This window comes from Winogradskyella vidalii, assembly GCF_013403955.1.
GTDB classification, from domain to species: Bacteria; Bacteroidota; Bacteroidia; order Flavobacteriales; family Flavobacteriaceae; genus Winogradskyella; species Winogradskyella vidalii.
The window spans coordinates 13536-32531 of the sequence record NZ_JABFDG010000006.1 but is presented as its reverse complement, the minus strand read 5'-3'; the positions used below and the strand labels follow the sequence as shown (position 1 = coordinate 32531).

The 18996-nt window shown below is 34.0% G+C and carries 16 protein-coding genes; 7 read left to right on the top strand and 9 right to left on the bottom strand.

Annotated features, from left to right (window positions below):
- Window positions 1-19 precede the first annotated feature (19 nt).
- Both HM982_RS13790 and HM982_RS13785 read left to right on the top strand, forming a co-directional pair.
- Window positions 20-439 carry a thiol-disulfide oxidoreductase DCC family protein gene (locus HM982_RS13790; RefSeq protein ID WP_179353832.1) on the top strand — a complete coding sequence of 140 codons (420 nt, stop codon included), beginning with the start codon at window positions 20-22 and terminating at the stop codon, window positions 437-439.
- A gap of 396 nt (window positions 440-835) precedes the next feature.
- The gene (locus tag HM982_RS13785) at window positions 836-2758 is read left to right on the top strand and encodes a DUF4139 domain-containing protein (RefSeq protein WP_179353831.1); all 1923 of its coding nucleotides are present in this window, start codon (window positions 836-838) and stop codon (window positions 2756-2758) included.
- A gap of 218 nt (window positions 2759-2976) precedes the next feature.
- Here the strand turns inward: HM982_RS13785 and HM982_RS13780 are convergent, their stop codons facing one another.
- The 4 genes from HM982_RS13780 to aroC all read right to left on the bottom strand — a co-directional run bounded on the left by HM982_RS13780 (window position 2977) and on the right by aroC (window position 6785).
- Window positions 2977-3312: a hypothetical protein gene (locus tag HM982_RS13780; protein WP_179353830.1), complete on the bottom strand. Its 336-nt coding sequence runs from the start codon at window positions 3310-3312 to the stop codon at window positions 2977-2979.
- Between the two features lie 4 nt (window positions 3313-3316).
- Window positions 3317-4132, bottom strand: coding sequence for a sulfurtransferase (locus HM982_RS13775; protein WP_218849850.1), 816 nt, complete (start codon window positions 4130-4132; stop codon window positions 3317-3319).
- Between the two features lie 18 nt (window positions 4133-4150).
- Window positions 4151-5593 carry a dicarboxylate/amino acid:cation symporter gene (locus HM982_RS13770; RefSeq protein WP_179353829.1) on the bottom strand — a complete coding sequence of 481 codons (1443 nt, stop codon included), beginning with the start codon at window positions 5591-5593 and terminating at the stop codon, window positions 4151-4153.
- Between the two features lie 121 nt (window positions 5594-5714).
- Window positions 5715-6785 carry a chorismate synthase gene (gene aroC / locus HM982_RS13765; RefSeq protein ID WP_179353828.1) on the bottom strand — a complete coding sequence of 357 codons (1071 nt, stop codon included), beginning with the start codon at window positions 6783-6785 and terminating at the stop codon, window positions 5715-5717.
- Between the two features lie 207 nt (window positions 6786-6992).
- On the opposite strand from aroC, the gene HM982_RS13760 reads away from it, so the two are divergent.
- Window positions 6993-7847 carry a UDP-2,3-diacylglucosamine diphosphatase gene (locus HM982_RS13760; protein ID WP_179353827.1) on the top strand — a complete coding sequence of 285 codons (855 nt, stop codon included), beginning with the start codon at window positions 6993-6995 and terminating at the stop codon, window positions 7845-7847.
- Here HM982_RS13760 and HM982_RS13755 read toward each other — a convergent pair.
- On the bottom strand, window positions 7844-10771 hold the full coding sequence (locus HM982_RS13755; protein ID WP_179353826.1) for an FAD-binding and (Fe-S)-binding domain-containing protein: 2928 nt from the start codon (window positions 10769-10771) through the stop codon (window positions 7844-7846). The two genes, HM982_RS13760 and HM982_RS13755, sit on opposite strands and share 4 nt — an antisense overlap.
- Window positions 10772-10910: 139 nt before the next feature.
- Between HM982_RS13755 and HM982_RS13750 the strand changes: the two genes are divergently transcribed.
- Both HM982_RS13750 and HM982_RS13745 read left to right on the top strand, forming a co-directional pair.
- Complete coding sequence (locus tag HM982_RS13750) at window positions 10911-11393, top strand: hypothetical protein (protein ID WP_179353825.1); 483 nt, start codon at window positions 10911-10913, stop codon at window positions 11391-11393.
- A gap of 69 nt (window positions 11394-11462) precedes the next feature.
- On the top strand, window positions 11463-13184 hold the full coding sequence (locus HM982_RS13745) for an FAD/NAD(P)-binding protein (protein ID WP_179353824.1): 1722 nt from the start codon (window positions 11463-11465) through the stop codon (window positions 13182-13184).
- On the opposite strand, the gene HM982_RS13740 is transcribed toward HM982_RS13745, so the two are convergent.
- Together HM982_RS13740 and HM982_RS13735 are read right to left on the bottom strand one after the other, a co-directional pair.
- Complete coding sequence (locus HM982_RS13740) at window positions 13177-13950, bottom strand: TIGR03915 family putative DNA repair protein (RefSeq protein WP_179353823.1); 774 nt, start codon at window positions 13948-13950, stop codon at window positions 13177-13179. The two genes, HM982_RS13745 and HM982_RS13740, sit on opposite strands and share 8 nt — an antisense overlap.
- Window positions 13951-15213 (bottom strand): putative DNA modification/repair radical SAM protein, encoded by a 1263-nt coding sequence (locus HM982_RS13735; RefSeq protein ID WP_179353822.1) that lies wholly within the window; start codon window positions 15211-15213, stop codon window positions 13951-13953.
- 171 nt (window positions 15214-15384) lie between these two features.
- Here HM982_RS13735 and HM982_RS13730 point away from each other — a divergent pair, with 171 nt between their 5' ends.
- Window positions 15385-15984, top strand: a complete 600-nt coding sequence (locus HM982_RS13730) for a hypothetical protein (RefSeq protein WP_246296827.1) — start codon at window positions 15385-15387, stop codon at window positions 15982-15984.
- Window positions 15985-16361: 377 nt separating this feature from the next.
- On the opposite strand, the gene HM982_RS13725 is transcribed toward HM982_RS13730, so the two are convergent.
- Window positions 16362-17885 carry a GH3 family domain-containing protein gene (locus HM982_RS13725; RefSeq protein WP_179353821.1) on the bottom strand — a complete coding sequence of 508 codons (1524 nt, stop codon included), beginning with the start codon at window positions 17883-17885 and terminating at the stop codon, window positions 16362-16364.
- A 24-nt stretch (window positions 17886-17909) separates the two neighbouring features.
- Window positions 17910-18227 carry a four-helix bundle copper-binding protein gene (locus HM982_RS13720; protein ID WP_179353820.1) on the bottom strand — a complete coding sequence of 106 codons (318 nt, stop codon included), beginning with the start codon at window positions 18225-18227 and terminating at the stop codon, window positions 17910-17912.
- 195 nt (window positions 18228-18422) lie between these two features.
- Here HM982_RS13720 and HM982_RS13715 point away from each other — a divergent pair, with 195 nt between their 5' ends.
- Window positions 18423-18932 (top strand): DUF421 domain-containing protein, encoded by a 510-nt coding sequence (locus HM982_RS13715; protein WP_179353819.1) that lies wholly within the window; start codon window positions 18423-18425, stop codon window positions 18930-18932.
- Window positions 18933-18996 lie beyond the last annotated feature (64 nt).

The window sequence follows — 18996 nt, the reverse complement described above, 5'->3', positions numbered from 1 at the left end:
TTACAACATTGAAATTTGTATGATAGATATCCCAAATAACAAACAACTTATTCTTTTTGATGGCGTATGCAATCTCTGCAATTCTAGTGTGTTGTATGTCATAAAGCGCGATAAAAAAGATAAATTCTTATTTGCGCCATTACAAAGTGAGATTGGGAAAACAATCATTCAAAAATTTAATATTAATACAGAAGAAACCGATTCTATTTTACTTTATAACTCTAAAAACGATACACTAACTTACAAGTCTACGGCTGCACTTCTAATAGCTAAGCAGCTTAATTTCCCTGTGAATCTTATGCGTATGTTTTTAATTATTCCTGCTTTTATTAGAAATTGGGTTTACAACTACATTGCTAAAAACCGTTACCAGTGGTATGGTAAAAAAGAAGCCTGTATGATTCCTACACAAGAATTAAAATCTAAGTTTTTAGCATAAAAAAAGCCTTTTCAGAATGAATGAAAAGGGCTTTTATAATTAACAATTTATACCAAATAAAATTCATTTGGTATGACTTAAAACTAATTTAACCTAACAAAAAAATTAAATTTTTCAATTTGTCATTGAGGGTAATAACAAATTGATTAATAACACATACTTTTTGTTAATATAAATATAAAACCGAGTTTAAATACTCAAAAAAATATTCGACATAAGCACCTAAATTGATGATATAAACATTAATCATGTCAATAATATCTATTAATGACATCCTGTAAAATTTGTCTAGCTAAGTGAAATACGCCTTACACGACTTATAACGCACCCGTTACTCATTCTTCCTATCTATAACTTCACAATTCTCCTAGATTTGAATACAAACAAAATTCAAACATGATGGTAACACAACTAAACGCTTTCAAAATTGTTCTTTTATTCTTCGCTGTATTAGGCTTACAATTTCTAAATGCTCAACAGTCAAGCAAAATTACAGATGTAACTGTGTATCTTGATGGTGCAGAAATTAACAGAAGTGCTTCAATAAAACTCACCTCAGGAACATCTAAAATTACCTTAAACGATTTATCACCTTATATTGAAGAAAGTAGCATTCAAATTTCAGGATTAGAAGATGCTTCAATCTTATCCATTAATTATGGAATAAATTACCTATCAAAGCAAAAACAAAGTAATTCCATAACAGCTTTACAAAACGAATTAAAAACGCTTGAAGGTAAAATTCAATATCAATACCATTTAATTGCCGGATACAATGAAGAATTAAGTCTTATTCAAAGCAACAAACACTTAGGAAATGAAACTACCGTGGTTAGTTTAGAACAGCTAAAATCTTTTGCTTCCTACTACAGAACCCGAATTACAGCATTAAAAGTAGCCATAAGCGCGTCTAATTTAGAAATTAAAAACCATCAAGAAACACAAACCGCTATCAACAAACAATTGGTTGAATTAAATGTTGAAGACAAAACACAAACAGGTGGAATCACACTGAAATTAAATAGTGATACCGACACGTCTTTAGACTTAAAAATCACCTATAATATTAAAAATGCAGGCTGGTTTCCTATCTATGATTTAAAAGCTGATAAAATCAACAATCCTATAAATTTAGAATATAAAGCTCATGTATATCAGAATTCTGGTTGTGATTGGTCCGACATAAATCTTGTACTTTCCACGAGTGACCCTAACACTAATAACGAAAAACCAACGGTAAACCCTAAATATCTAAATTTTATAAATCCATATAGCAATCACCAAACACAACGTGCTACCAGACGTTATAATTACAAACATAATCCGTTGGTACAAACGGTTTCTGGTGTAGTGAGGTCATCTTCTGATGGTTTACCATTACCTGCAGTTAGTGTTATTGAAAAAGGAACCTCCAATGGTGTTCAAACAGATTTTTATGGCCGTTACAGGTTAACGACAACAACTGGTAGCGCGCTTGTATATTCTCATGTTGGTATGAAAGCCGAAGAATTACCAATCCATTCTAGTATTATGAATCTAACCTTGGATGAAGATGTTCAATTAGATGAAGTTGTGGTAGTAGGTTATAATAAAGAGCGCAGTTCAAGTGTTGTAAGTGCAGAAAGCATCCAACATATGATGGATGAAGATTTTGATGAAGAACCTTATATTGAAGAGCAATATACAGCAACTGGAAACACCATTGAAGAAGGCATCACCAACACTAGTTTTAAAATCGAAAAAAAACACAGTATCCCTTCTGATGGTGACATTACGGTTATTGAAGTCGATAAATTTAGTTTACCAGCAACCTACGATTATTTTACAGCACCAATTTTAAATGAAAATATATTTCTAACTGCAAAAATTGGTAATTGGGAGCAGTACAACTTATTACCTGCAGAAGCCAATGTGTATTTTGAAGGTAGTTATTCCGGAAAAACCAACATCAATCCAAGTGCTACAACAGATAGTTTAACGGTTTCACTTGGTGTAGACCCTAATATTATAGTGAAACGTACGCAATTAGACGATTTTAAAAAGACAACTTTTATTGGCAATAATAGGCTTGTAAATAAAGCTTATGAAATAGAAATAAAGAACAACAAACAAGCCGATATTAATTTAACCATCTTAGACCGTATTCCAATAAGTCAAAATAAAAGCATAAAAATAGATGATATAGAAACAGGCAATTCAATGTATAATGAAGAAAAAGGTATTTTAAAATGGACGATAAATTTAGAGTCTGGAAAAACAGAGACAATGAAACACTCGTATACTTTAAAATTTCCAAAAGGTAAACGCGTTAACCTATAATTAATTTATAGCCTCAAAGCGAAATAGTTTCAACAAAACCCTAACTTCTGTTAGTTGGGAATGTGTTTTGTTCTTGTAAACGGATTTGTCTAACCCGCTTATAAGTATCAGTAATACGGATAGAAATACTAATTTCGTTTTGAGGTTTTTTATTCATTATTATAAGTGATTACCACAATAATGATATTCATAAAAAAACTTATGTAGCAACAAAAGGTTTAAACCGTTTTAAACAAACGTTTAAGATATAACAACATGTTTTGCTCTGTAATATCAAAATCACCATCAGCAAAGAATATGGCTTTGATATCTTCAAGCAACAAGTCAATATCATCTTTAGTGTAATTATGTTGCTCTAGACTTGTCATTATTTTTTTAAGTCCCTGATAATCATTATCAAGATTAAATTCCTCATGAATCTCTTGAAATGTATCCACATCTACTTTAGAGATAATTAAGTTACGTTCTGCCACAGACTCTTTAAAATCGGCATTTGCAGCAAAAAGCAAAATGTAAGCGACGAGTTCGTCTTTTGTCCAGTCAATTGTTTTCATTTGTTCAATCAGTTAAGCTTCCATATTCTGTCCATGAACCATCATAGACTATTAAATTTTTATAATTACAAAGTGTGGCTGCCAAAGCTAAAATACAAGCGGTAATGCCAGAGCCACAACTAAAAACCAAAGTTTTGTTATCTCCTACTAATTTATTAAAGATTATTGATATGTCATTAATGGGCTTCAATGTATTACCATTAAAGAGCGTTGTAAAAGGTAAGTTTTTAGAATTCGGAATAGTGCCACGTCTAAGCCCAGCTCTTGGTTCATCTACTAAACATTTAAATCGCGATTCTGAGCGAGCGTCTAGTATTAAAGTGTTTGGTTGTGTTGAAAATAGATTCACACCTTCAAAATTCACCATTAATTCTGAATTATAATTTACCCTAATGTTACCTTTTGAATAAGTTTCAGCATAATAATTTTCAACCCCATAACCTTGTGCCTTCCATTCTGGTAAACCGCCATCTAAAACAGCTACATTATCAAAGCCAAAAACTCTAAATAACCACCAAGCTCTTGCGCTCGAGTAAATGCCTTTATCATCGTAAACAACTATAACTGAATCCTGATTGATGCCCAAATTTTGAGCTTCAGCCTGAAATTGTTCTTGAGAAGGTAATGTACTTGGAAATGGCGCCGAAGTATCACTAAACTTCAGCTTAATGTCGAAAAATCTAGCCTTCGGAATTCTATGTGATCTTGAAGAAATAACCTTATTAATCGTCGCATCCAACACTATTAAGTTGGAAGCATTTTGGTTTGAATTGAGCCAATCCACAGAAACCAAAGGTGAATTAAGTTGCAAGGTTTTCATTATTAAACACTCATTATATTATGAATCAAGGTCAAAAGTTTCCGTTGGATCATGTTCTTCATAAGTTAATAAATCTTCACCATCAGCAATAATTGAACAGACTGTAGCATCTCCAGTAACATTAACCACAGTTCTAAACATATCTAATATACGGTCTACAGGGAAAATTATCGCAATCCAAGCCGGATTCAATCCTACAGAACTCAATACAATAATCAACATTACTAAACCAGCACTCGGAATAGCCGCTGAACCAATAGAAGCCAAAGTAGCCGTTAAAACAACCGTGACTTGTTGCCCCAAAGTTAAGTCTATCATATGTAATTGTGCTAAAAATATCACTGCTACTGCTTGATACATGCTGGTACCATCCATATTAACCGTAGCGCCTATGGGAAGTACAAAACTGCTTATTTTTTTATCAACGCCTAAATTCTCTTCAACACATTCCATAGTTACAGGCAATGTCGCTGCACTACTAGATGTTGAAAATGCTAAGGTTTGCGCAGGACTCATAGATTTAAAAAAGCCTTTATAAGGAATTTGCTTTACAAATAGTTTCAAAATCATTGGGTAAATCACAAAAATCATTAAAAGTAAGCCCGCTAAAACCGTTAAAGAATACCAACTTAAACCTTTAAATATTTCGACAACTTTACCTATATCGTCACCAGCCATTTTACTAACCACACCAGCTAACAACGCAAAGACAAAGAAAGGGGCGCCTTGCATTACAATATCTACCATTTTTAGAAAAACTTCATTAACACCATTGACTAAATTTAAAACGGGCAGTGATTTTTCTGAAGGGATAAATAACAAGCACATTCCAAAGAAAATAGCAAAAAATATAATTTGTAGCATTAAGCCATTATCTGATAAGGAATGGAAAAAATTACTTGGAACAATATCTACCAAAGGTTGTAAAGGTGAGCTTTCTTTACGGTCTTTAACCGTTTCCATTTTATCTGCAACGGCAGCTTCTTTTAATTGACTTTTTGATAATTCTGAAATTTCCTGAGCGCGTTCAAAAAAATCTGGATCTTGAAGATAATTAATCCCATCTTTAATCTCATAACCTTCACTATCAGCCCATATTTCATAGCTAATACGGTTATCAATTCGGCTTTGTTCATCTATGAGTTCCCCTGGTTTTATCACATTCACTAAGAGCAATCCGAGTGCAATCGCCATAATGGTGGTGAGTAAATAAATCCCCAAGGTCTTACCTCCCATTCGTCCCAAACTCTTAGGGTCACCAATATTAGCCACACCGCCAATGATAGAAAATAAAACTAACGGAACTGCAATGAGCTTTAATAAGTTAATGAAAATAGTACCAAAAGGATCGATCCAGTTAATAGTGAATTGACTCCAACCTAATGAGCTTGACATTAAAGCCCATATAATTCCGAGTACCATTCCTATTATAATTTTCCAATGTAGTGCTAGTTTTTTCATACGTTATATTCCTGTTTAGAGTAGGAGTCTCATATTTAAATATCTTTTTATCTTAATAGCGTTTCTTCAAAAAATAAGTACTTGGGTTTTAGAAAACACATTTCGTTCTCACAGAAATTAATTACCACTCGCGAGATTCTTGTCTACGCAAAAGTATATTGTCCGCTATTACCAAAGCAGCCATAGCTTCAACAATTGGCACCGCTCTTGGCACTACACAAGGATCGTGACGGCCTTTACCTTGCATTTCTACAAGTTCACCCAAACTATTTAAGGCTTCTTGTTTTTGTATTACGGTTGCGACAGGTTTAAAAGCGACTCTAAAGTAAATATCCATACCATTTGAAATTCCGCCTTGTATACCACCAGATAAATTAGATTTAGTGCTACCATCTTCATTAAATAAATCGTTATGCGCACTTCCAGTCATTTTAGCACCACAAAAACCACTTCCATATTCAAAGCCTTTTACAGCATTAATGGATAGCATCGCTTTTCCAAGTTCGGCATGAAGCTTATCAAATACAGGTTCGCCCAAACCAACAGGTACATTTTGAATTACACAAGTTATCGTACCTCCAATAGTATCTCCTTGTTTTTTAATGGCTTCAACTTTAGCAATCATCTTTTCTGCTGAAGCGTCATCAGGACAACGAATCACATTCGATTCAATCTTACTAAAGTCTAAATCTTGATAAGGCTTATCTATAAAAATCTCACCAACCGAAGATGTAAAGGCATTGATTTTAATATTGGCTAGCATTTGTTTTGCAATAGCACCTGCAACAACCCGAGACGCTGTTTCACGCGCAGAACTACGTCCACCTCCTCTATAGTCTCTTACACCATATTTTTTATCGTAGGTATAATCGGCATGACTTGGACGATATACATCCTTTATGTGTGAGTAGTCTTTAGATTTCTGATTGGTATTATGAATCACGAAACCAACTGGTGTTCCTGTGGTTACACCTTCAAAAATACCTGAATAAAATTCAACCGTATCAGGCTCTTTACGCTGGGTAACAATTTTTGATTGTCCTGGTTTTCTACGATTTAATTCGTTTTGAATTGCTTCTAAATCAAGGGTTAATCCCGCAGGACAACCGTCAATAATACCACCTATAGCCTTTCCGTGAGATTCGCCAAATGTGGTTAGTTTAAATAATTTTCCAAAGGAATTTCCTGCCATTGCTATATTTTATGCCACTAATGTAATTGTATTATTATAAAAATAAAAGTCCCTAACCGTATTTCCTACCTTCGCTACACGTATTACTTCTAGAAGTTCATAATATTTAGGTAATGTATTAATAACAATTTACTCATAGTTAGTTAATTGTAGGGTAACTGAACTCTTAAATATATTAAAGTTATTTGTAATATTAATTTAACTATTGTGAAAATAAAACGAAAAGTAGAAATAGCTGTTATTTCTGATGTTCACCTTGGAACATATGGGTGTCATGCTAAACAATTGTTAACCTACTTGAATAGTATTGAGCCTAAAAAATTAATTCTTAATGGTGATATTATTGATATTTGGCAATTTAAAAAACGTTACTTTCCTAAATCCCACCTTAGTGTTATTAAAAAAATAATGGATTTTGCAGCCAATGGCACCGAAGTGGTTTATATCACCGGAAATCATGATGAAATGCTACGAAAATTCACAGATACTGAAATTGGAAATGTTTCAATAGTTAATAAATTAGTCTTAGATATTGATGGCAAAAGAGCCTGGTTTTTTCATGGTGATGTTTTTGATATTTCTATTCAAAACGCAAAATGGTTAGCCAAACTTGGCGGTTGGGGTTATGATATTTTGATTCTTATCAATCGCGCTATTAACTGGTTTTCAGACAAATTAGGTAAGGAACGTTATTCCTTATCTAAAAAAATAAAAAATAGCGTTAAAGGGGCTATTAAATACATTAATGATTTTGAAACTGTAGCGACAGACTTAGCGATAGAAAATGGATATGATTATGTTATTTGTGGTCATATTCATCAACCTAAGATGCTTGTAAAAAAGAACAAACGTGGTGAAACGACCTATTTGAATTCTGGCGACTGGATTGAAAATTTTACAGCTTTAGAGTATCAGTTTAAACGTTGGAAAATCTATAATTACAACGAAGATAAGCTATCAGCCTTCTACGCCGATGAAGAGCTAAAAGACATGGAGCTTAAAGATTTAATTGCCGCTATCACTATTGTTGAGCAACCAAAAAAATCAAAAAAGAAAGATTAAAGTAAGGCTTCCTTAAGTATTGTAATTGGATGCTTAGCCAGGCGCCCTGTTCCATCTTTTATCTGATGCCTACAACTTGTTCCATTTGCAGCAATTATTGTGTTTTCTGACGCTTTTCTTACCGAAGGAAATAACGTTTGCTCTCCTATTTGCATACTCACTTTATAATGTTCCTTTTCATAACCGAAACTTCCTGCCATACCACAGCAACCACTAGGAATAATGGTAACATTATAGTTTTTTGGCAAATTTAAAACATCAAAACTTGTTTTCTGATTCGATAAAGCTTTTTGATGACAGTGTCCATGAAATTTAATCGTTTTAGCTTCTTGTGTAAACTGTTCTGAAGTTATATGTCGTAATTCAATTTCTTGCTGAATAAACTCTTCAATAATATAAGTATGTTTTGCAATGGATTTTGCCGCCTCCTTATCATCCGCTAATTTTAAATATTCATCTCTAAACGTTAAAATCGCAGAAGGCTCTATACCAATTAATGGTGTGTTTTCTGAAACTAAAGTTTTAAATTTAGACACATTATTATTAGCCATTTTTTTAGCGTTTTTCACTAAACCTTTAGACAACATAGCGCGTCCCGATTCTGAATGTGAAATAACACTTACTTTATAATTTAAAGCTTTTAAAAGCGCAAGGGCATCGACACCAACTTCGGTGTCTAAATAATTGGTAAATTCATCAACAAACAGACACACTTCTTTAACATAACTACTTGTAATAGTCTCTTTTTTAGATGTTTTAAATTCTTTATATAAACTTTTACTTGAAATTAAAGGCAAGCTTCGTTCTTTAGCTATACCACCAACAACTTTTATAATTGAACTTGTAAAACGATTGGTAAAAATAAAATTGGTGACACCAGGAACTAGACTTGCATAGCTATTAATTGTATTGTTAAAAGCAAAAAGTTTTGTACGCATAGGCACACCATTTACTTTCTGATATTGGTATTGAAATTCGGCTTTTAAACTCGCTATATCCACACTACTTGGACATTCACTTTTACAAGCTTTACAACTCAAACATAAATCGAAAACCTCTTTTAATTCTTCATGATTAAAACGATTGGCTTTTTCCGAATGCGTCAAAAATTCTCGCAATGTATTGGCGCGTCCTCTTGTAGTATCTTTTTCGTTTCTTGTGGCTCTAAAACTTGGACACATCACACCTCCAAATTCAGGGAGTTTTCTACAATCACCAGAACCATTACATTTTTCTGCTGCTCTTAAAATCCCTTGGGATTCTGAAAAATCAAGTAAAGTTTCAATTTCTGGTTCTTTTCGGTTTGTTTCATAACGTAAATTTTTATCCATCGGATAAGCTTCTACAATTTTTCCAGGATTAAAAATATTATCGGCATCAAAAGCTGTTTTAATGCGTTTTATAATCGCATAATTCGCTTCGCCAATCATCAACGGTATAAACTCTGCGCGTACAATACCATCACCATGTTCTCCAGACATGGACCCTTTGTATTTTTTTACCAATTTGGCAACGTCAGTCGTTATTTTTCGAAATAAAACAACATCCTCTTTCTGTTTCAAATCTAGAATCGGTCGTAAATGCAATTCCCCTGCTCCAGCATGCGCATAGTACACTGCATTTTGATTATAGGACTTCATCAGTGCTGTAAATTCTGAAATATAAGCATCTAAATCGTCCACAGCCACTGCTGTATCTTCAATACATGCCACTGCTTTTTTATCGCCTATAAGATTTCCCAATAAACCCAAACCAGCTTTTCGGAGTTCTATAGCTTTTCCTATGGCTTCACCTTTTAAAATCGCGGCTGCATAAGATAAATCTAGCACCTTAACTGCGCTTAAAAATTCATCAATAGCTAACTTTAATTGTTCTGGCGTTTCTGCTTTAAGCTCGCACATTAAAATGGCAGCCGGTTCTCCTTCTACAAATTCTCTATTTTCTTGCTGCGTTTTATTGTGTTTGGTAAGATTAAGAATGGTGTCATCCATCATCTCACAGGTATGCAGGTTGTATTGCATCACTGTTGCTACAGACTTTAGACAATTAGCTATGCTTTTATAATGCAACGCTATAATTGCACTTTCTTTTGGTGGCAACACATCTAATTGTAAGGTTATTTCTGTTGTAAATGCTAGGGTTCCTTCACTTCCAGATAGCAATTGACACATGTTAAAATCGACTGTTGAATCCATAAAAACAGAAGATTTTATAAGTTCATCAATCGCATAACCGGTATTTCTTCGGTGGATTTCGGGTTTTGGAAAGTGATTTTTTATTTGCTGCTGAACCGTTTCAGATTGTAATTCCTTATATATCGTTTTATAAATATGCCCTTCAAGAGTTTCTAATTTTAATTTTTCTTGAAATGCTTCAACCGATACATTTGAAAATTCAGCGTCACTCCCATCACTCAAAATCGTCTTCAAGCTTAAGACCTTGTCTCGGGTGACGCCATATTGAATTGATGTGGTTCCTGAGGAATTATTACCCACCATGCCGCCTATCATGCATCGATTAGATGTCGAGGTATTAGGTCCAAAAAATAAGCCGAAGGGCTCTAAGTAATTATTTAATTCATCTCTAACCACACCTGGCTGAACAGTCACCGTTTGAGCTGTTTCATCAATTTTTAAAATACGGGTAAAATATTTTGAAACATCCACCACAATACCATCGCCTACACACTGTCCCGCTAAAGATGTCCCTGCAGTTCTCGGAATTAAAGAGGTATGATTAGCCTTAGCAAAGGCGATTAAAAGTTTTATATCATTCTCATTTTTAGGTAAGGCAACTGCTAATGGCAACTTCCTATAAACCGAAGCATCAGTGGCATAAAGTTTTCGCATTAAATCATCGGCATGTAAATCGCCTTCTAATTTTCGCTTTAAAGGGTCTAGATTAATAAGATTTGTATTTTGCATTAGCGTCAATAATCGATGGAAACGAGTTATAAATTTGTCTTAAAATTAAGCCAAATCACTCAATTTTACTATAATTTTGGCGTTAAGATTAATAGCAATATTAAATTGCTAAAACTAAAAATTTTAAACTCAGATTATTATGAAGAAATTATTTTTATTAGGTTTATTTGCAATTGGTTTTACTAGTTTATCTAGTGCTCAAGAAATAGCAGATAATGCTATTGGACTAAGACTAGGGGGAAATGACGGATTTGGTACTGAAGTATCTTACCAGCGTGCACTAGGTGGTAATAACAGATTAGAAGCTGATTTAGGATGGAGATCTGGAGACAACTACGATGGATTTAAACTTGCTGGAATATACCAATGGGTTTGGAATATTGAAGATGGTTTTAACTGGTACGCAGGTGCTGGTGGTGGATTAGGGTCTTACAGCTATGACAATGATTATGGTAATGATTACGATGATACTTTTGTTTTTATTGCTGGTGATGTTGGTATTGAATACAGTTTTGATATTCCATTAATGTTATCCTTAGATTTTAGACCTGAAATAGGCTTTGGAGATTACAACGACGATTTAGACCTTGATATCGCCTTAGGTATAAGATACCAATTCTAAACGGCGACAATGTATATTTTAAAAAACCACCTTTAACGAGGTGGTTTTTTTGTTACTTTTATTAATCCTATGAAACAACTTGCCATTATCGGAATGGGTCCCAGAGGACTTTATGCTTTAGAGCAGTTACTTTTAGAACTCAGCTACACAAATTATCGCGTAAAAATAAGCGTATTTGATGCTTCGGATTGTGGTGGCTCTGGTAATGTTTGGGAAACTACACAGCCCGATTCTAATTGGATTAATATCACAGAACGAGCTTTAAGCGATATTAAGGAACGGCCGCAAATTGTTTATGATAATTATACGCTCCAAGCTTTTCCGTCCTATCACCATTGGTGTCAATTTAACAAGTCTCCTAACGAACCCGATACTTTTCCACCTAGAAACAAAGTCGGGAAATACCTTTTTGAACGCTACAATTCAATTGTTCAAACATTTGATAACTCCACTCTTATGAGCTTTCATAAGTATAAGATTGAAGACTTAAATTTAAAAAACAACCAATTAGAAACAGTTGGTCATTCCCAAATCTGGACGAGTGATACGGTCTTACTGACTATAGGTCATCAACCGACAGAACTATCTAAACAGTTGAAGCAATGGCAATCGCATACTACATTACACCAGTCAATTTCACTTTATACAACAGCCTATCCTATTGACCAGCTCAACACCATAAAAAATGAAAGTGCTATTAATATTGGAATTAGAGGTTTCGGTTTAGCCATGATTGATGTGATGCGCTATCTCACAATTAATAATTACGGCAATTTTAAACTTATTAATCCTGCCACTTTTGAAACGCAATATTATAAAGTTAAGGACCAAAAATTGAAACTAGTTCCTTTTTCTTTAGACGGTTTGCCATTGGTGCCAAAACCACTAAACGCAACTATTGACCAATGGTATCAACCAACAGCGAGTGAGTTAGAGATGTTTAAGTCAGAAATTGAAGCCGTTGCTCAAACCGCTTCAAATCCAGATTCTATTGCCTTTTTAATTCAGCCCATGGCTAAAATTATTGCACGTGTTTTTTTAGAGTTAAAACATAAAAGTGTTTCTCATAACCTTAATCTATCCGAATTAAAAACGGTTATTCTAAATTGGTTAAATGACAACAACTATTCACATCCTTTAATTCAAGATTATAACATTGGCACTTATAAGCTCATTCAAAATTATATTGAGATGGCTTTAGGAAAGCGGCCAATTTCATTAGATTATTGTGTTGGTCAGGTGTGGCGACTTTGCCAACCGAGTTTGTACAAAGCTTTTTCTCACGCTAAAGTAAATAATGACATTATTGAGCGTGTGATAGCCTTAGACGAACGTAGTAAACGCTATTCTTATGGCCCACCAATTGAAAGCATGCAACAAGTGTTGGCCTTAGTTGATGCTGGTATTTTAACTTTAGATTTTGTGAGTAACCCAGAAATAAACTTAGTTTCTGAAGGCTGGCAATTTAAAAATTCTAAAAATCAATCCATAACCAATCCCGTGATGATTAATAGTGTTTTGGATGCGCCAAAATTGCTTAAAGTCAAAGCTCCATTGATAAAAAACTTGCTTCAGAATGATTTCATTCAACCAATTCATTCCAAATTAGGCATTGAAACCTCACCTGATGGTTTTGTAAACACACCTAAAAATAAAGCTGATGTTCCTATTGCAGTCTTAGGACGTTTAGCCAAAGGCAGTGTTATTGGTGTTGATGCTATTTTAGAATGTTTTGGACCCCGCATTGAAGCTTGGGCAAAAGCTTATGTACAACGACTAAGCTCTAATTAGGTTGTTTTTCGCTTAGGTATTTCCAATAGCGTTTTGGCACATGTCTTATATGAAGTTTCATGTTTTTGCGCGATTCAATATTAGTCGACTTAAAATAGTCTTGCCATAATTTTTGAAACTCGAATTCTTGAGCGGAGAAAAAAGCAGCATCTGTTTTTGTAAAATCGAAATGCTCAGGAAAATCCATTTGCATCACTTCTACCTTTTCTAAATTGTAAAACAAACCGTATTTTCGTTTCAAATCATAAATCACCCATTTTTGATCCGCATAACGTCTTTTAAAATGCTTGTCAATTAGTGGTAACACATTAAAATCGGGCGCAATACTTGCAAAATAAATAGTATCTTTAGTGAGTCGGAAGCGTACAAAAGCTTCCATTCGGTGTTTCTCACGACCAACGGATTTAGCGATTTGAGCTATTTTTAAAATAGACGGATGTGAGTAATCCTTACCCATATTCTTCGTCTTCGAAAAGGCATATTGTAAATAACCTAACAGCAAATCCTCTACGCCTATTTGTTCACTTAAAAACGCATAATAGAGTTGGTAACAGCCTTGAGAAGCTAATTTAGTTTTAATCCCGTTCCACACTCGGTTGGCTTTTACCTCATCGGTAATAATGATTTCATTTTCTGAAAACAAACCTTGCTGAGCTGTAAATTCATTTTGAATTCTTACCGTTTTCAATTTATGTTCAAAGACATAAAAAACAGCAGATAAAAAACCATCAAAGGTACCATCGTAAATTAAATTCTTAGCCGTCACTTACCCGAATAAATTTAATTGATTACTTAATGTTTTCTGATATTTACTTGTTGAATTCTGAAGTATAAAACCTTTAATTTTTTCAGGCGTTAAATCGCGTTTTTCAAACTGATTACTTTCACAAACCATAAAATACTGGGCTCTATTTAAAGCCACACCAATTTTTTTGAGATGTTCCCAATTCAATCTTCTAAAACGTCTGGCATTAATAATTTTATATACCGATTTCATTCCTAAACCAGGAATTCTAGCAAGCATACGCTGGTCTGCCGTGTTAACATCCACCGGAAACTCATGAAGGTTTCGCAAAGCCCAACTCAGTTTAGGGTCTACATCTAAATCTAGGTTCTGATGTTGTTCATTTAATATTTCACTAACATCAAAACCGTAAAAGCGCATTAACCAATCGGTTTGATACAGTCGGTTTTCGCGCAGCATAGGCACGGCACTTCCTATTTGAGGCAAGCGATTATCATAACTTATAGGTACATAACCCGAGTAATACACGCGTTTTAAATTGTAACTTTTATAAAAATAATTTGAGGTTTGCATGATCTGAAAATCGTTCTCACCACTTGCTCCGATAATCATTTGTGTGCTTTGGCCTGCTGGTGCAAATTTTGGAGTGTGTTTAATAAGTTTCTTTTCAGCTTTATACTGAATGATTTCATTTTTCACCTTAACCATTGGTTTTATAAAATCTTCACGCTTTTTATCTGGTGCTAGTTTTTTAAGCCCTGCTTCTGTTGGAATTTCAATATTAACACTCAATCGGTCGGCGTAAAGTCCGGCTTCACGCATCAATTCATCGGAAGCCCCAGGAATTGATTTGAGATGAATATACCCATTAAAATTCTCTTCCTGTCGTAATTTTTTAGCCACAGCAACTAAGCGTTCCATGGTGTAATCGGCACTTTTAAAAATACCAGAACTTAGAAAAAGCCCTTCGATATAATTTCTGCGATAGAAATTAATGGTCAAATCCACTACTTCTTGCACCTTAAATGCGGCACGTTTAACATCGTTACTTTTTCGAGTAACACAATATGCACAGTCAAAAATACAGTGGTTGGTGAGTAGAATTTTAAGCAATGATACACAGCGACCATCTTCGGTGTACGAATGGCAAATACCCATACCTGTAGCATCACCTAATCCTTTGTTAGTGTTGGCGCGCTTGCTTCCGCTAGAAGAACACGACACATCATACTTGGCGGCATCGGCAAGTATTTTTAATTTTTCTTGAATACGGTTAAAAGACAAATAGTTTCCTCCTTAAATTATAGCCTACAAAAATACTACATACAAAAGCATTTGATTGCTACTTTTTGTAGCTATAAAGATTTATAACGATTTTTAACTTTTTTGAATGGGTTAAAATTTTCACTAAACCTTGTAATGATTGCACCCAACAACATTTATATTTAAGGCTATATGAGAACATTAATTGTTTTAATCCTAATAATCACTAACCAACACATGAGTGCACAGCACATTATTCCTGAATCTATAAAAGGAAACGTTAATACAGCCCTAAGCTATTATCCACAACTAAAAGATATCAATTTAGAATTTCGGTTTAAGAAAAACATTAAAAAATCGACAATGCAGGCACGACCTACTTTTGGAAGTTTTTTAAAAAGCAGGAAAAATAGGGCTTATGTGATTTTAATTAGTGAAAAATTTCAAATTGCCGATAAGGAATTTTCTACACGTCATATTCCTGATGCTATTTTTATTGGATGGATTGGTCATGAATTAGGCCATGTGATGGATTACCAAAACCGTAGTAAACTGAACTTAGTTTGGTTTGGACTTAAATACTTATTGTCGCAAAGTCATATTGTTGAGGCTGAACGTGCAGCAGATGCGTTTGCCGTAAATCACGGCATGGAAGATTATATTTTGAAGACTAAAAATTTCATTTTAAATCACGCTGATATTACACAGGCTTATAAAGACCGTATAAAAAAGTATTATTTATCCCCTGAAGAGATTATGCATTTGGTGGAAGAACGCGATGGGATTGAGTGATGGTTGGAAGTTGGAAGTTGGAAGTTGGAAGTTGGAAGTTGGAAGTTGGAAAATTGTATGATTGATTCATCAAGTGAAACTTAATATTATTCTATTTGAAACTTTTTATTAACACTACTTTAGCAATAACTTAGTTCAAAACATTTTTAATTTACTGTATATTAAATTATTAAATTTTGTTTTTGCTGATTGTTAATGGGAGAATACTATTGTTTCAGTTTGGTTTTGCTTGTACACTTTTTGTACAGCCTCTTATACACCCCTAAGCGCTTCGCTAAGTACTTTCAAACAAAAATATTTTGTTTCTCGGTAATCCTCAAGGGGACAATTCTAGAAAAATTAAATTATGATGATAATTTTGGTTTGAAAATTACTTTTTAAGCATTAATAAAACTTTCCCAATCGGCAAATTTATCTTCTCCCATGACACGTTCCATTTTCACTTGGCCGCCTTTTTTCTTGTTTCTTTCATTCCAGTCATGAAAACGTTCTGGTGCAATCACCTTGACCTTAACTCCTTTTAAGGCTTTACTTCGTGCTACTTTATAATTTTTATTTGCTGTTTTTAAAGCCTCGTCTAAAGCTTGGGCTATTTTTTCCTCATCAGGGTTTTGTAAATCGGCTCCCAAATACCAATAATGATAAAATTCACCATCATCGCCGCGTTTAGCACATATGGTGTATTCTGGAATTTTGGTATCAAACTCCGCTTCAAGTTCGCGCATTGCTGCATCCATTTTATTAACAGACAACTGAGATCCAACGGTATTTAAGAAAAATTTTGTACGGCCTGTTATCTTAATTTCAGCACGTTTAATATCTGTAAATTCAATAGTATCCCCTATTAAATAACGCCACGCTCCACTCACAGTGCTAATGATTAAAACATAATCTTGATTTAGCTTTACTTGATCTAAGGTTAGAGCAGGCGCTTCATTTTTAAGCGAACCGTCTTCATTAATATAGTCGGGTTTAAAAGGTACGAATTCAAAATAAATTCCATTATCCGTATTTAATTGCATGGCATCCGTTTCGGGGCGTACTTGTGTGGCAATATAGCCTTCGGAAGCCAAATAGGTATCAATCACCGTAACGGGTTTTCCGAGTAAAGCCTTAAAACTTTTTTCATAAGGACCAAAGGCAACACCACCCGAGGTGTACACTTGCAAATTGGGCCAAATCTCGTGGATATTATTTAAGTTATGATATTCAATTACTTTTTGAAGCATCAATTCTATCCACGATGGAATGCCGCTTAAAGCTCCAATGTCCCAATCTTTAGCACGTTCTGCAATACGTTCTACACGTTCATCCCAATCATCGATTTGCGAAATTTCATCACCAGGTTTATAATATCCTCTAAACCAAATTGGAATATTACTAGCACTTATGCCACTTATTTCACCTTCCAAGTGATTGTTGTTTTCTTCCAATTCCGTGGAACTACCTAGCATCATGATTTCTTTTTCGAAAAAATCAGCAGGAAGCTCAAAATTTTTCAAAGCAAACACCTGTTTAATTCCAGCGTTTTTAATCGCATCTATCATTTCGTTAGTCACAGGAATCCGTTTACTAGATTTGCCTGTAGTTCCAGAGCTCAATGCAAAATACGTAGGGTTTCCTGGCCAAGTTAAATTAGTTTCACCATTATGTAGTTTACTCCACCACTCCGCATTAATTTTATTATAATCAAAGTAAGGCACACTTTTGGTGAAGCTACTCTGAATATTAGAGGTTTCAAGAATACTTTCAAAATCGTAATACTTACCAAACTTGGTGTTTTTGGCAGTTTCTAATAGTTCTTTTAAGACTTTTTCTTGAGCTTCTTCGTGAATTATTTCTGACGAAAACGTGTCTTTCAATTCAATTACCCCCTTAATGATGTTTCCTAATATGGCCATTTTTTTATTTGAAATTTAAATTTATTACGCTGCAATTTTTCGACAAGCCTCTGCACATGCTCTACAAGTTTTTGCACATTGTTTGCAGTGGTCATGCTCATGTTCTTCACAATGGTCTGCGCAATAGTCACAAATCTCCGCACATAATAAAGCGTATTGTTTAACGTAAGCACTTTCGGCAGTCATCATTTTTATAAGTACATCGCAAGCATTTACACATTGAACACAACAATCAGGACAATCGTTATGACTTTCCTTTCCTGCCATTTCGGTAATGCAATTTTTACAATCTGTAATACATTGTTGGTTAATTTCAATTATTGATTTATACGTATCATTCATAATTTATTTTTTTTCAGAATTAATTTTCACTAAGATCTTTAAAAAGGTCATTATAAGATGCTTCAATACCTAAAAGAATTGATCCATTTGAAAAACTTCAATTAGAGTAATCAAAATTTTATATGAGCTAACGACTTCATTAAAATAAAAGCATATTGATGTGTCTATAAATTCAAAAATTTAAACTCTTAAAAGATGAAAGATTGGTTTCAATATTCAACAGAAGGATTTCTCGCTATTACACTAACAACCATTGGTATTTATTGTGCTTTAATAATTTTTACCCGTATTATCGGAAAGCGTAGTTTTTCTAAAATGTCTAGTTTCGATTTCGCTATGACCGTTGCTATAGGTTCTATATTGGCAACCGTTATCATTTCAAAATCAGCATCACTACAAAACGGTATTATGGCATTAGCGGTTGTCTATGCATTACAATTGGTCATTGCAAAAGCTAGAAAATGGCAACCTATAAGGAATTTAGTGGATAACAAGCCTACGTTACTTATGAAAAACGGTAAAATTATAGAAGGTAGTTTAGAAAAATGCAAGGTTACAGAATCGGATTTAAAAGCTAAACTCCGTGAAGCTAACGTGATTCAATTATCGGAAGTTAAAGCCGTTGTTTTTGAGTCTACAGGCGATATTTCGGTTTTGCATGGTGCTGATGATAAATCTATAGATGATTGGCTTATGGATTTTTAAACAAAGCTTATTTTTTTGTTTAAATTTGTGCTTCAAAAATTGACGATTAACAACTATAAAACCC

Bases quoted from the DNA above. Each gene is read 5' to 3' on its own strand.
- HM982_RS13755 (WP_179353826.1), bottom strand. From the start codon at position 10,771: ATGCAAAATACAAATCTTATTAATCTAGACCCTTTAAAGCGAAAATTA.
- HM982_RS13780 (WP_179353830.1), bottom strand. From the start codon at position 3,312: ATGAAAACAATTGACTGGACAAAAGACGAACTCGTCGCTTACATTTTG.
- HM982_RS13775 (WP_218849850.1), bottom strand. From the start codon at position 4,132: ATGAAAACCTTGCAACTTAATTCACCTTTGGTTTCTGTGGATTGGCTC.
- HM982_RS13720 (WP_179353820.1), bottom strand. From the start codon at position 18,227: ATGAATGATACGTATAAATCAATAATTGAAATTAACCAACAATGTATT.
- HM982_RS13730 (WP_246296827.1), top strand. From the start codon at position 15,385: ATGAGAACATTAATTGTTTTAATCCTAATAATCACTAACCAACACATG.
- HM982_RS13715 (WP_179353819.1), top strand. From the start codon at position 18,423: ATGAAAGATTGGTTTCAATATTCAACAGAAGGATTTCTCGCTATTACA.
- HM982_RS13770 (WP_179353829.1), bottom strand. From the start codon at position 5,593: ATGAAAAAACTAGCACTACATTGGAAAATTATAATAGGAATGGTACTC.
- HM982_RS13790 (WP_179353832.1), top strand. From the start codon at position 20: ATGATAGATATCCCAAATAACAAACAACTTATTCTTTTTGATGGCGTA.
- HM982_RS13745 (WP_179353824.1), top strand. From the start codon at position 11,463: ATGAAACAACTTGCCATTATCGGAATGGGTCCCAGAGGACTTTATGCT.
- HM982_RS13725 (WP_179353821.1), bottom strand. From the start codon at position 17,885: ATGGCCATATTAGGAAACATCATTAAGGGGGTAATTGAATTGAAAGAC.
- HM982_RS13785 (WP_179353831.1), top strand. From the start codon at position 836: ATGATGGTAACACAACTAAACGCTTTCAAAATTGTTCTTTTATTCTTC.
- aroC (WP_179353828.1), bottom strand. From the start codon at position 6,785: ATGGCAGGAAATTCCTTTGGAAAATTATTTAAACTAACCACATTTGGC.
- HM982_RS13750 (WP_179353825.1), top strand. From the start codon at position 10,911: ATGAAGAAATTATTTTTATTAGGTTTATTTGCAATTGGTTTTACTAGT.